At 40.9% G+C, this 13,711-nt stretch carries 10 protein-coding genes and 1 pseudogene; 3 read left to right on the top strand and 8 right to left on the bottom strand.

The features are described from left to right. Nucleotides 1–3: 3 nt before the first annotated feature. Both AC1DYB_RS17410 and AC1DYB_RS17415 read right to left on the bottom strand, forming a co-directional pair. Entirely contained in the window at nucleotides 4–1,245 is a 1,242-nt protein-coding gene (locus AC1DYB_RS17410; RefSeq protein ID WP_477436838.1) for an MFS transporter, read from the bottom strand. Continuing rightward, complete coding sequence (locus AC1DYB_RS17415) at nucleotides 1,242–2,408, bottom strand: galactose oxidase (protein WP_477436840.1); 1,167 nt, start codon at nucleotides 2,406–2,408, stop codon at nucleotides 1,242–1,244. Before AC1DYB_RS17415 ends, AC1DYB_RS17410 begins: the two co-directional genes overlap by 4 nt. Before the next feature lie 20 nt (nucleotides 2,409–2,428). Here AC1DYB_RS17415 and AC1DYB_RS17420 point away from each other — a divergent pair, with 20 nt between their 5' ends. Next, entirely contained in the window at nucleotides 2,429–2,500 is a 72-nt protein-coding gene (locus AC1DYB_RS17420; protein ID WP_477436986.1) for a hypothetical protein, read from the top strand. Here AC1DYB_RS17420 and AC1DYB_RS17425 read toward each other — a convergent pair. From AC1DYB_RS17425 to AC1DYB_RS17435, 3 genes and pseudogenes are all read right to left on the bottom strand, one after another. Further along, nucleotides 2,501–3,376: pseudogene (locus AC1DYB_RS17425) on the bottom strand (dihydrodipicolinate synthase family protein); the annotation flags it as partial. Nucleotides 3,377–3,439: 63 nt separating this feature from the next. Continuing rightward, a complete protein-coding gene (nanU, locus tag AC1DYB_RS17430; protein WP_477436842.1) occupies nucleotides 3,440–4,984 on the bottom strand; it encodes a SusD family outer membrane lipoprotein NanU in 1,545 nt (514 codons plus the stop codon). An 18-nt stretch (nucleotides 4,985–5,002) separates the two neighbouring features. Continuing rightward, a complete protein-coding gene (locus AC1DYB_RS17435) occupies nucleotides 5,003–8,308 on the bottom strand; it encodes a SusC/RagA family TonB-linked outer membrane protein (protein ID WP_477436844.1) in 3,306 nt (1,101 codons plus the stop codon). 176 nt (nucleotides 8,309–8,484) lie between these two features. On the opposite strand from AC1DYB_RS17435, the gene AC1DYB_RS17440 reads away from it, so the two are divergent. Further along, nucleotides 8,485–9,192, top strand: a complete 708-nt coding sequence (locus tag AC1DYB_RS17440) for a FadR/GntR family transcriptional regulator (protein WP_295720036.1) — start codon at nucleotides 8,485–8,487, stop codon at nucleotides 9,190–9,192. Between the two features lie 398 nt (nucleotides 9,193–9,590). Beyond that, complete coding sequence (locus AC1DYB_RS17445) at nucleotides 9,591–10,517, top strand: hypothetical protein (protein WP_477436847.1); 927 nt, start codon at nucleotides 9,591–9,593, stop codon at nucleotides 10,515–10,517. A 1-nt stretch (nucleotide 10,518) separates the two neighbouring features. On the opposite strand, the gene AC1DYB_RS17450 is transcribed toward AC1DYB_RS17445, so the two are convergent. From AC1DYB_RS17450 to AC1DYB_RS17460, 3 genes are all read right to left on the bottom strand, one after another. Beyond that, complete coding sequence (locus AC1DYB_RS17450; RefSeq protein WP_477436849.1) at nucleotides 10,519–11,379, bottom strand: polysaccharide deacetylase family protein; 861 nt, start codon at nucleotides 11,377–11,379, stop codon at nucleotides 10,519–10,521. Nucleotides 11,380–11,612: 233 nt separating this feature from the next. Next, nucleotides 11,613–12,419, bottom strand: a complete 807-nt coding sequence (locus AC1DYB_RS17455) for a phytanoyl-CoA dioxygenase family protein (protein WP_477436851.1) — start codon at nucleotides 12,417–12,419, stop codon at nucleotides 11,613–11,615. 24 nt (nucleotides 12,420–12,443) lie between these two features. Then, on the bottom strand, nucleotides 12,444–13,520 hold the full coding sequence (locus tag AC1DYB_RS17460) for a GNAT family N-acetyltransferase (protein WP_477436853.1): 1,077 nt from the start codon (nucleotides 13,518–13,520) through the stop codon (nucleotides 12,444–12,446). Nucleotides 13,521–13,711: the final 191 nt, after the last annotated feature.

Genomic DNA, 13,711 nt, shown 5'->3' on the forward strand with positions numbered 1-13,711 from the left:
AAATCAGGCATCTGCGTATTCATCATGTACCGGTCGAAGAAAATACAATTGCACCGCGAGCGCAACCAGTACAACGGCCGCCAGCATGGCAAAATCGTTTCCCAGGTTTCCGGCATCTGATGATTTGCCTAAGCTATCCGTTATAAATGCGCCAAAAAAAACGCCGGTCATATTCATGATGCCGTAGGCGGTAGCCCGGTATTTTGCCGAAACAAACTGGCACAGGATAGGCATATTATTGGCATCAAACATGCCAAATCCCAGTCCGAAACAGATACCAGCTCCCAAAACATATATGAGCGAGTGGCCGAAACCCATTAGTAACAATGCAGGAATCGTGAGCGCCAGGCCAATGGCACTTATAAACACCCTCCCCTTTTTGTTAACCCGCGCCCATCTATCAGATAATAGCCCGCCCGTAATCACCCCGATAAAAGAGGAAGCAGCAATGGTTATAGTAGATAATGGCCCTGCGGTTGACATGGGGATATGCAAATTTTGGGCAAAGAGCGTGGGCAGCCAGTTTTTTGTGGCCCAGCCCGGCAAACTTGAAACCGCAAAATAAAATAGGATTACCCAAAATGCCCTGTTACTCAACAAGCCGGCCAACCCTTTAAAGAGGTTGACGCCTGGTTTGCCTGGCCGAACTACCGTTAGTGCTACATCCGCCGTTTTATCTTTCTCTTTCAAAAAGAGGATGAGAATTAATGAATACACCATCCCCACAACACCAAATGATTGAAAGGTTGCCTGCCATGAAAAAACCGCGGCAGCCGTTGCGCCAAAGCCGCCCAATGCCTGCCCAACATACAAACCAGTCATATGTACACCTATGGCAAGGGACCTTGATCTGGCGGAATGAAAATCAGCAATAAGCGATAACCCTGCCGGAATATATAAGGCTTCGCTGATACCCATGACAGCCCTCAGGATATAAAGCTGGTTAAATGTGGTGGCATACCCCATGGCAAATGTAACTCCCGACCAGACAAATAAACTAAAAACGATGAGCCATTTACGGTTTAACCTATCAGCAATGATCCCCGAAACCGGGCTCATCAACCCATAGATCCACAAGAATACCGCCATCAGGTATCCAAAGTTGGTGGCAGACCTTAATTCGGCTATATCTATTTCCATGGCCGGTTTCATAACCGATAACATTTGCCTGTCCATGTAGTTAAGCAAGGCCACTACCCATAACAGGCCGACTAGGATCCAGGGATAATTTTTTCCTTTTTTCATTTGCTATTAAATTTCCCCATGCTGATTGCCGCTGTACGGATGCCCGGTTTGATCTCGCCTCCCGGGATAAATATCTCATTATTCCACTTTACAGCGGTAGTTGTTACCTGCCCGTAAAAAGGCAAATCGCCAACTTTTTCCCAGGAGTAATTAACTGTATTAAACTGGTAAACATCCTTACTAAAACCCGGATGATTATTCAACAGCACTAATTTCTGATCCTGCAATTGTTGTTTTTCTTCGTCGGTTGCAGCTTTCGCGATAAGCGAGTTGTACGTTTCTATCTGGTGAAAAATTGTTCCTTTATCTCCGCCTATCAACAATATATTATTTGCACCGCAGGCCACAGCGGTTGCAGCCGAGATATTAGTCAGGTGTTTGCCATCACTTACATTGCCCAGCCTGATCCATTTGTTATACAATGGATCGTAGCAAAAAGTATAGCCATGTAAAGCACTTATGCCAGATGCTGTACTGCTTCGGCCGCCGATAACGTAAACACAAGGGTATTTCCCGTTGGATTGAGTAACCGCTACCGAATGTGACATAGCTACAGGTAAAGCAGCCAAAACCTTCCATTTTGGATTTCTATCAGCCAGATTAAGGGTAAAGCATTTCGCCGACGGCTTGCCCCCACTCTCGCCACCAATTAAATAAATCACCCGACCAATGCTGCTCATACATGCATTAGCTACGGGTACAGGCAACGATGGAAGATCCGTAAAAACGATGTCCTGTTTTTTGAGATCCCATGTCATCATAAAAACCTTTGAGCTTTCCCGTGCTTCTTCCGTTTCGCCGCCCGCGCATACTACACCATCGGCAATTGTTGTACTTGCGCCATATGCTGTTTTTTGCAACAGGTGGTTTGTTTTGGGCTTAAGCCAGGTAAAAGAATCACCTTTAGCTTTTTGTAATACATAAACATCATCATAGTGAAGCTTCTTGCCACCTTGCCACGGCATAGCGCCATCAGCAAAGTTTGAGCCACCCGCTACAATTAAAACGCCGTGGCTTGTCCCGGCGAAAACACCGGCAAGTCCTCGCTGCATATCCATACCCGGCGCTGCGGGTATTTGCGTGGGTACGGACCACACTATTTTTTCTGAACTTTTATCCTGGGCCATGAGATGGTCTGGCATTAACGCAATACTGCTTGTCATTAAAAGTAGATAGAGTATGAATTTCATCTTTAAAGGTTTGCAGCGGGTGCGATAGATTTAAAATCATCAAAACCCAGTTCAGAAACGTCTAATTTAAAGTTTTCAAACTGTTCTGCAGTCATATTGGAAACAGGTAACCTAAATTCACCACAATCAAGCCCAACTAATTTCATATAAGCTTTTCCAGTGGCAATTCCTCCGTATTTTCCCAGCAAGCGAATCATATCTATTGATTTTTGCTGTAGTTGCTGCGCCCTGCTTAATTCATTGTTATCAAAAGCAGCAATAAGCTCATGATATAATGGAGTCGCGTAATTAAATGTGCTGCCGACCGCACCTTTAGTACCCAGCGCCAGTGCCGAAAGCATGTTTTCATCGCGTCCCCAAAGCATATCATATTTGCCGTTTTTAAAGCTGATACAACTCTGGAAATCCATAAAATCTTCGTGAGTATATTTAACGCCTGCCAGGTTATCTATTTTACCATCCAGAGCCTTCAGCAATTCAAACATAGAGAAATGGCCGCCAGTCAGTACTGGTATATGGTAATAGTAAAATGGCATGCCGGGTACGGCCGATGCAACCGTTATACAAGTTTCTGCCAGCATATGAATATTTGCCGGTTTAAAATAAAACGGAGAGGTTAAGGATACCGCGTACAAACCCAATGCCTGTGCATGCGTGGCCAGGTCAATACAATCGGCCAGGCAAGTACCGCCCAAGAAAGCCATTACCTTAAAATCGGGGTCATGATTAGATGCTTTGGCCCAGGCCTCAGCTACCTGTTTTTTTTCGTTTAAAGTCAGTGATACCCCCTCGCCGGTTGAACCGTTGATGAAAGCACCGGTAACTCCGTTGTATTTTAAAAATGCGTAATAAGCGGGTATAATATCCAGGTCCAGTTCACCCCTATCATTTAAAGGTGAAAAAGGCGCGCTGATCAACCCTTGTAGATGTTCAATTTTCATATTTGTGTTATATAAAGAATATTAACCGGGAGATTGCGCTCCCGGTTAAAGAATAATTATTGGTTAAAAAGATGAATAGCCAGGGGTTTGCACCAATAGCCTGTTATTGGTAAGTGTAGTACGATCCACCGGCCATAACAGCGCGTAGGCTTGTGATGATAGTAGCGTAGTATGCTCATACACGTAGCTATCGCCCGCCCGGCGCAGGTCATACCAACGCTTGCCTTCAAACACAAATTCAAAAAAACGTTCCTGTAAAATGGCTTCTTTCGGATTGGCATCCAGCGTTTGGTTAGGAAACCCATGTACAGCCGCATTGTAATTAGCGCCAAATGCCCTGGCCCTTACCTGGTTAAGCTCCGTTACCGGCGATTCGCCTAATACTGCTTTGGCCTCCGCCAGCATCAGGAGTAAATCAGCATAGCGATAGATCGGATAATCGTTGGTGATCAATCTTGAACCTGCATTTTGCTCGCCCTGGTATTTATCGGTAAAACAACCGGCAATTTTGAAAGTGCCATTGGCTAATTTTTGGTAAGCCGGCTGTATGCTGGCCAGCTTCCGGCTATCTTTATCGTCAAATGACCTGAATGCAGCTATCCTTACCGGTGCTCTAAGCAAGCCCCCCCAGTTATCCGTAGTTGGTGAAAACTGGCGGTTGGCAAGGGAATCATAAAAATTAGCAATCAGTCCGCTTTGCGGTACAAAACTACTTTGCACAAAGGCCATGGTTGCTTCATTAAACTGGTAATGGCTTACAAATATCATTTCGTTATTGCCTTTGGTAGTTGTAGCAAATACATCGCTGTATTTAGGCAACAATTGTAACGCCGGCACATTAGTTTGAATGTCGTTTAAGGCAGCTTTAGCAGTAGTTGCATCTGCTGAACCTCCGGCGCGGTTTGCTGTCCATAAATAAACATCGGCTTTGAGCATCAACGTAGCTGATTTTGACCAGTAAGATTTTAAATTTTTGAAAGAGTAATCTGTTCCAAAACTGGCAACCGACTTATCAATATCCGCTTTAATAAGGTTCATCACATCAGCTGCCGGTGATGCAGCTTTGGCCAGATTGGATATATCCAGCGTAGCGCCAGATGTCGGTTCGGTTTGAATGATTACCGCGCCCCAGCTACGGTATAACTGGTAGTAGTAAAATGCGCGCATACCGTAGGCTATACCGAGGTAATAGTTTTTGTTGGCTGCTGTTACAATAGCCGTACTGTTTAACTTACTGATCAGCAGGTTAAGCTGGTTTATATTGTTATAAAAACCGCCAAAACTACTTACGCCGGGGTTATCCAGGTTTAGGTTCTGTGTCCATAAGCGCTCCAATCCCTGGGTGGCCTCACCCGTAAATGCCCCATTTGTACCGGCGTCTGTTGCAAAGATATCTGCCCGCATTTCGCCCAGGATCTGAAAAGCGGCGTTGTTTGATCTGAACTGGGTATGCACACCAGCCACAAAGGAATCGAACTGATCGGCAGTTTTCCAGAAGTTGCCATCCGTTACACTACTTACCGGAGCAAGGTCGAGCTGTTTCCGGCATGAGCTTGCTAATACCAGGATAAACAATCCCGATAAAATGATGAATGAATATTTTTTCATATCAAATATTTTAAAAAATTAGAATGAGGCTTGTACACCTACTACAAATGATTTGGGTGTTGGATAAGTACCCTGGTAAATACCGGTTAATGAACCGTTGGATACCGGAGCTTCTGGTGTAGGGCCGCTGAATTTCTTTATATAGAACAGATTCCCGGCACTGGCGTATAACCGCACTTTAGATAGGAAATGTGTTTTATCAAGCACTGATTTAGAGAAATCATAGGATAATGTTATTTCTCTGCAGGCCAAATAATTGCCACTTTCATACAAATTGGAGTTATTGCCATTTAGCACCGCACCGGCGTTATTGCCTCTTGTATAGTTTTGTTTAGATCCCACTACCTGATCGGCATAATAAACTTTAGGTATGCTGGTATTGGTATTGGTATTGGTTGGCGACCATGCCTGCTTTTGCAGATCGATGTAGTTAAAGGTACCCTGGTAGTTACCCAATGTACGGGCCATAAGATCGTTATAAATGGTATTACCTAAGGTGTATTCAAACCTGGAGTACAAAGAGAATGCTTTGTAGGCTACGTTTACATTGAACCCGCCGGTCCACTTAGGATAGATATTACCCAGGTAAACCTGGTCGCGCGAATCAATGGTGTCGTTTTTGTCTACATCCTGCCAGTTCACATCACCAGGGGTAATATGGCCGCCCTTTCCGGCTGCCAGGCCTGGCCCGGTGATACCTGCAACATTATCAACCCTTGAACCTGCCGTAGCAGCTACATCTGCGGCATCTTTAAATATAGAAACCTGTTTGTATCCATATATCTGCCCTAAGGGCTGCCCTTCCTGGATACCGCCTACCCAAATAACTTTACCCGATTTTGGATCATAAACCTGCAAACCGCCCTGTCTGTTATTCACATTGCCGTTATAAGGCAATTTAAGTACTTTGTTTTTTACATAGGATGCCGTAGCGCCAATATCAATTCTTAATCCACTTGGATTATTAAGCACATTGGCCTTTACTGTAAATTCGTATCCCTTGTTTTGCAATGTACCGAGGTTAGTTTGAATGCTGGAAAAACCGGTATAACTTGGTAAAGGCAAACTGGTTAACAGGTCGCTGGTGATGCGATTGTAGTAATCAAACAGAAAGCTTATCCTATCTTTAAAAAAGCCCAGGTCGGCGCCAATATCTGTTGTGCGGCTTTTTTCCCATCTTAAGTTAGCGTTGGTTAAACCGGTATTTAGGAAACTGCCCTGCCCGTTATATAAAGTTTGAGCAGCGTATATTCCCTGCACATCATAATTACCTAAGCCTGCTATATTACCATTCGAACCGTAACTGGCACGTGGTTTTAAAGTAGAGAATACTTTATTTAATCCCCATTTTTCAAAGAAACCCTCTTTGGCAACATTCCAACCTGCAGATACGCCGGGAAAATAACCTACCCTTTTATTAGAAGCAAGTTGCGATACACCATCTTCCCTTAATACAAAGGTCAGCAGGTACTTATCGTCATAAGCATAATTTAAACGGGTAAATGTAGAAATGATGCGATTTTCGGCCTGGGAACTGGTGTTGCCACCCACAGCGAATAAAGTTGACGCGTTGGCCGTAGATATATTATCAGTTGGCGCGTTTGTACCGTCTACCTGTATAATTAAAGCTTTTTGATCATAATACTCGGCACCAATCATAGCGCTCAGATCATGCTTACCAAATGATTTGGTATAATTAAGGATAGCGTTATAGGTTTGCTGAAAGGTACGTGAATAGCCTGCAATTGATTCCCGACTGGTATTGTTATATGCCGGCGGATTGGCAAACAATGTAGCATACGATTGTGTAGCCTGCTGGAAAGATTGGTTGATCTGTTGATTTAAATAACCGCTGCCCGATACTTTTAAAAATAAACCGGACATGATATCCCATTTTACGGACGCGTTTGCGGTGATCCGGTCTACCTCGTTACTGCGCTTTAATTTACCCAGCCAGTATAGTGGATTGCCATCGCTGATACTATTGCCAGGGTTTGGCTGCGTTTTGGCGGCATCCAGCCATGGATTGAAAGTTGGCCATAAAGCCAAAGTCCGGTACAGGGAGTTTACATCGCCGGCAGGTGCACCTAATTGCGACGAAGTGGAAAGTGTTACTCCGGTAAATACTTCCACATTGGGTTTCACTTTGTATGAGCCATTAAAATCGCCGGAATAACGGTTGTAATTTGACCCAACGATCACCCCATCTTCGTTATAGTAATCCAGGCTGGCAAAATACTTGCCCTTGTCATTACCGCCTATAGCGCTCAGGTAATGATCTTGGGTGCGTGTATTCCTGAACAACAGGTTTTGCACCTCTTTACTGTGATCTTTATAAATGATCTTGCTGCCCGGATTGGCCGGATCATCCAGATCCTGCCATCCCTGCGATAGAAGACCAACATTTGCCGGTGTTTCCGCTTTAATATCAAATGAAGCAAGGTTTGCTGCATCGGTTAACAAGCCATATCCACGGGTTGCGTTGATTTGCGCAAGGTTCCTGCCAGAATTGACGTTGCCAAGGCGGTTATAGTAAATATAATCGCCGGCATTCATGTAAGAATAACCTTCCCTTTGCCGGTTAAACCCTTCTGTAAATTTGTAGGTTACCTGCGCTACACCCGATTTTCCTTGTTTTGTAGTGATCAGGATTACACCATTATTGGCTCTTGCGCCGTATATAGCAGTGGAGGCCGCGTCTTTTAAAAGATCGATAGAAGCAATATCATCAGCCGGGATATCATTAAAGGCCCGGATGATTCCATCAACCACTACCAGTGGCGCTCCGGGGCTGTTGATAGATGCACCGCCCCTTAATACGATCAGGGGAGTTGCGCCGGGCGCACCGCTACTGTTCACTACCTGTAAGCCAGATACAGTACCCTGCAACGCGCTGCCGATATTGGCCCGGGGAGCGGTGGCCAGCACCTTACTATCTAAAGTGGCAATAGCACTGGTAACACTTTTACGCGATTGGGTACCATACCCCACTACAACAACTTCGTTAAGCGCTTTGTTATCTGGTTTAAGCACCACATTAATAACCGTTTGCTCGCCAACTTTGATCTCGCGGGTGGTATACCCTAAAAAACTGAACACCAATACATCATTTGCCGATGCCTCAATGGAGTAGGAACCATTAGCCGTAGTTGGGCCGCCTTTGGTTGTTCCTTTGATAATAACACTTACGCCAGGCAAAGCGCCATGGTCGTCGTCAGCGATGACCTGCCCGCTGATCTTCTTGGTTTGGGCTTGTACAAACGTAAAAAGCAATAGGCCAATTACGGTAAACAAAGCCCGGTGAAGGGTAAAATTTCTGTTCATTTGAATTTGGTTAGTTTTGTATTATGTCATACATAATACAATTATAGAAATTTTTATTTTAGATTCACAAAATAATTCGGGATATATTTTTTTATTGATTACCTGTGTGTTAGGAATACACTTAAGGATTGTTGATAATTATTGACAGCTATTTGTAAGTTTGCAGAGGGAGAAATATGAAGACTAACGGCCTTATTCAGAACATTAAAAATGTGGATACCAGTTCGCTGGTAGACCGGGTTGAAAAAAACCTGATCGAGCTTTTTATTGAAAAAAACTTTAAAGTGGGCGATGCCATACCCAAAGAGCTGGAATTGTCGGCCGCACTGGGAGTAAGCCGGACTGTGATCAGGGAAGCCCTGCTCCGATTGAGGTTAATGGGACTGATTGATTCGAGGAAGAAACGAGGCGCGGTGCTTACCAGCCCCGACCTGGTGTCCATACTGGAAAAGAGTATGAATCCACAAATATTGGACACCGTTACCCTCAAAGAGATATTTGAAATGCGCCTGGCCCTGGAGATTGGGATGGCTGATTTTATTATAGAGCGCATAACACCAGAGGATATTGCCGAATTACGTTCAATTGTTGCAATTGAACCGGCCCAATCACAGGCTGCCATATTTGATGTGGAGCAGGAAATTAAATTTCACGGAAAGCTATACGATATCACCGGCAATGAAACCCTGCGCAAATTTCAGAAGCTGCTGCTCCCGGTATTTGATTATGTACACCAAAGCGGCTTGTTGAAGAAACCCGTTAAACCCAGGAAATTTGTTTCACATGCGGGCCTGATAGACCTGATCGAAAAGGGATCTGCCGAAATGCTTAGGAATGGGATGCGTAACCATTTGGAAAACCATTTTGCACGACTATTTGAATAATTTATGCCCTCAATTTTAACAATTAAGCAGGATACCGATTCTTAAAACAACTGATTCATTGTTCGGGCAAAGTCACACACCTTTTGTACATTGGCTATGTGTGGGTTAATAATTTTTCCGCAAACTCTCTTGGGCAATATAATATAATACATCCCCCCTGAATTCTAAATGCTCATATTTGCTGAATGCTCGTTTAACTTTTTTTTATTTTGCGGAGTTTATCTAATTATATTTGCGATATATTAAAAAAATATGCTGGCAGATAGTGATACGGATAAGCGTAAGATAATTGTATTTATTATCATTGTTATTTTGTGTGTTATTGTTTTACTAATTATAGGTAGCCTAACCTATGAATATGATAAGATCCTTAGTCCAAGTGCAACAGGTGATAAAAATTGGGATGGAAATTAGTACTGTTATCATTGCTCATTATAACTTTTATAGCTAATGAATTTATGATCAGGGAGATATTTGCAGATTATTCTCAAAAGAAAACAAGTTGGTTTAAGCTAAAATTAATAGGACAGTACAAAAATCTGCAATTTTTAAAAAGAGCGATCAAGTGGAAATTCCACATAGCCTTCAACCCAATAATTATTGATAATAATAAATTAATTAAAAACTCAATCCCTGTTTTAATTAATAATCATAACCGCCTGTTTTCGTTACAAGCACAAATTAACTGGCTTAACTCTTTAAATAATAATTTGTCAATTATTGTTGTCGACAATAAATCAAATTATATCCCATTAATAGAATATTATAAGACTTTAGCACAGGTTAAAAATTGCCAGGTAATTTACCTGAATCATAACTCCTGGCTCAGAGGAATAAATTATATAGCAAAACAGCTTACTGAGTTCCCTAAGCTTATCATAACAGACGCCGACCTAATCCCATACCGGGATACTCCCAATGATACAATTAAACATCTTTCAGCATTATTAGATAAATATCCGGATTATAATCATATAGGACTTTCGCTGGAGATCAATGACATTCCTGATTATTACCCTTTGAAGACCAACGTAATTAAACATGAATCGCAATTTTGGCCCCCTATGGCTAAAGCGTTAGATGCTGATGTGGTGGTTGCTGCTGTTCACTCCACTTTTGCAATGTACCGTAACAGTTCTGTTTTTAGTTTGAGGGACCCCGCCTTAAGAACACAGCGGCCATATACAATGAAACACGTAGATTGGTATATAAATCCCGATAATATATCAAAAGAGTATCTACATTATGTGAGATACTGCCAGCCGATAGCCTCCTGGTCGCAGGAACTTAAAGCAACAGTAAACATCTTAACAAAACAAAAATAAATTACAACGCCTTAAATTCAATTTGTAAACTGATGAGTTTGTTTATTATGTTTTTAAACTCAACGCTTGTTTCAATATGATCATGAAGTAATATAATTTCATCTGAATCATGATTTCCAAGCCACCTTTTTCTGTTGCCGTACGCCTTTAAATAGTCTTTGGGCTTTCTACTTTCTACTCTTTCCAAAACATCTTCCATAGTTTCAAGTCCCTTAATATTTTGCTTAATTATTGCCCATTCCATGATGTCGAATGTCCAAAGAAGGTCAATATCGTTATTGAATCTTTTACTGTTTAAATAAGAATAATTAACATTTTTAAATTTGGGTTTAGTATACCCCATCTCTTTTAAAAAGTCTTGTATATAGTTTGCCCTTTTCAAATCAGGCAGAGGGAACATTTTAAAATTTTGCCCAAATTTTCCGTCTCCCTTGTCACCATAGGGAAATCTGAACCATTTTTCATGATAAGTGTATCCCGCATTTAGATAAAGTGCTGTTATAATTTCATCTGTTTTAGCAATTTGATCACAGGCTTCTTTTAATGAAATTGAAGAAAAATGAGGGTGACTATAGGAATGATTTTGAATTTTAAAGCCCATCTTTATTGCTTTAATTACCGCATCTGCTTCCACCTCCAAATTTTTTCCTATACAAAAAAACACTGCCGGAATCTGCAGCGCATTTAAATAATCACAATGCTCCAAAAACTTAGATGACGGTGAGTCATCAATAGTGAGGTAAGATGTTTTCAAGAAAAACTGACAATTTAGAATTAATAAAACTAATAATATTTTACCATTAATTACCACACTAAATCCAGAAACGCGGGCCAATAGGCCCTGAAGTACAGATGAAATCATTCCATTTGTATTTTCAATTAACCCATATTCACTATTTTAAAGTTGCAGTTCATTTTTTATAAATAAAAAAGGGTGACTGTGAATTGCTTTTTTTTACAATTCACAGTCACCCCTCAAAAAAAATAAAACAAAAAAAGGCTGCTCATAATCTATGATACAGCCTCATTGGTTAGTATAGCAACAATGTTTAGGAAACCTTAATCCAATATCTGTTTCAATTATTTTTAATTGAATTAACCCTGGTTGGGCTGGTACATTCTTTTTTCAACTGGTTGATAATATTCATTCAGGTTCTCTGGTATCCTGGAATTATAACCCAAAACTTGCCTTAAATGTTCATTCAATCCCTCGCCGAAGCTATAACCCAAGGCTCTCGGGTAATCAAGTTGTTGTTTAAAGAATGGGCGGGTAAAGGCCATGGTCAGAGTTCGTCTTTTTTCATCGGTATTGTTTTTTCCAGCTGCGTGCCACAGATTAGAGTCAAACAAAATAATACTGCCTTTTTTTGCTACCGCCCGGTCTGCATTATTGTAAAAATAATCGCTATCTGGTTTTTCTTCGTGTTTATGTGAGCCTGAGAGAAAATAGGTCGCTCCGTTTTCTATAGTAAAATCATCCAAAATAATCATCATTTGGATCATTATTTTAAAATCTCCGGTAAAACTTCGGATATCTCTGTGGATATTTTGAACGTAAGGCTTGTCATCTCTCAAATTAATAACCGCGCCTAATGAGTTTAAGATATAGTTTCCCTTTAAAAAGTGCTTTATTTCATTTTCGCAGTACCTTTGTTCAAGAAACTTCAGTGTAAAAATATCTTTTTCTACAAGGTGGTGAAGTGTACCGTTCATATTTGCACCTATGCCATTGGCAATTTGAATTTCGCGTCTTACATCGTATGCCTTCACTAACGAAGTGGTAATTTCATCAATAAAATCAGTTTTCAGTGCATCCTCATAAACAATCCAGCCGTAATCAGTCATTACCTGATCAAAGATGGCAGGGTCATTAGCTTCCGAATAAGTGAATTTATTTTTCATAATTTTAAATTTATTAAGGTGAATTTAAACATTGGTGGTTACTATATTTGAAATTTGTGCTTGTGTTTTTCTTTTAGGCTGACGATATGAGGGGAAATAATTGGGTTCCACATTTGCATCCACATCTGCCTTTAAAACAAGTTCATTATAAGCAACATGATCATTGATGTAGCACCAAATTTGATCCTTTACTTGTAAATCTGTGAAATATCTTTTAAACATAAAAAGAGAGTCTTCCTTGCCACCTACCCCACCTCCAAGATGAAAGATTTTTTTGCCAAGCCTTCTCCCAATCATACTTATCTCATCGGTTAAAAGTTTGCTGGGCGATTCTTTCAGGTAATCTGGAGATGTTGCTGACAGGTGGTTTCTAATAATACTGCCTGATAGTAAAATCAATGCACCGCAGATAAGTACCGGTCCGTCGTAAATAAGAATAAGTTTGTTATCAAACCCCTCCATACTAAGAAGATTGGCGAAATATTGTTCATCAAAATAGTAATTGGGTGAGGCATTTACCCTATCCATGTTTTTGTAGTACATGTCAATGAAGCTTTTTATACCTTCGAGGGTGTTTAGCTCCTTGATCAGATAACCTTTTTCACGCATTTTTCTTATTTGGCGCGAAAGTCGTTTATCATATCTGCTTCTTTGATCCTCTACAGCCATAGAAAGATCCATATATAGTGTTGTTCCATTTTCTTTCAATCCGCCAATACTTCCCAATATATTATGCTGATTAAGAAAAGGATGCAATCGGGAAAATATACAAACTGAATTTTCCTCTTTCATGAAGCTTACAAAAGCTTTTTTAAAGCGCGTAGTCGCTAACGCCGGTATATCCAATAGGTTTATATTGGATATGGGCCCGCAATAACCATAAACGGAGGTCATATCAAAAAATGCAGAATTTTCTATTTTTCGTTTGATCACCGGCAATGCAATGAACAAATCATTTTCTTCGTACACAAATAGTACTGGTTCTCCTTCTTTATTTAAAGAATGATAGTACCAGGTATGAAAAACCTCATGTATTAATGATCTATCGATATAAGTATTCCATTCTTCGTTATTTCGAATCGAAAAATATTTGTAAGACATAAGTTATTTTAATTAGGGTTATTAATGATGATATAGAACGGCTAGATTGTTTATAAGACAGCTTGGACAGGCGATGGATACCCAACAAGATTCATTGAAAACCTTATAGGCATTTGCGATAAAAAAGGTAATTCCCATTAAAATATAAAAAAAACAATGGAGATAAAAGCAACTGCCTACGCCCCGATTGT

Source organism: Mucilaginibacter sp. P2_A4 (assembly GCF_056405015.1).

What these genes read in the sequence shown, in the direction of transcription:
- AC1DYB_RS17410 (WP_477436838.1), bottom strand. Translation starts at nt 1,245, where the DNA reads ATGAAAAAAGGAAAAAATTATCCCTGGATCCTAGTCGGCCTGTTATGG.
- AC1DYB_RS17415 (WP_477436840.1), bottom strand. Translation starts at nt 2,408, where the DNA reads ATGACAAGCAGTATTGCGTTAATGCCAGACCATCTCATGGCCCAGGAT.
- nanU (WP_477436842.1), bottom strand. Translation starts at nt 4,984, where the DNA reads ATGAAAAAATATTCATTCATCATTTTATCGGGATTGTTTATCCTGGTA.
- AC1DYB_RS17435 (WP_477436844.1), bottom strand. Translation starts at nt 8,308, where the DNA reads ATGAACAGAAATTTTACCCTTCACCGGGCTTTGTTTACCGTAATTGGC.
- AC1DYB_RS17440 (WP_295720036.1), top strand. Translation starts at nt 8,485, where the DNA reads ATGAAGACTAACGGCCTTATTCAGAACATTAAAAATGTGGATACCAGT.
- AC1DYB_RS17450 (WP_477436849.1), bottom strand. Translation starts at nt 11,379, where the DNA reads ATGATTTCATCTGTACTTCAGGGCCTATTGGCCCGCGTTTCTGGATTT.
- AC1DYB_RS17455 (WP_477436851.1), bottom strand. Translation starts at nt 12,419, where the DNA reads ATGAAAAATAAATTCACTTATTCGGAAGCTAATGACCCTGCCATCTTT.
- AC1DYB_RS17460 (WP_477436853.1), bottom strand. Translation starts at nt 13,520, where the DNA reads ATGTCTTACAAATATTTTTCGATTCGAAATAACGAAGAATGGAATACT.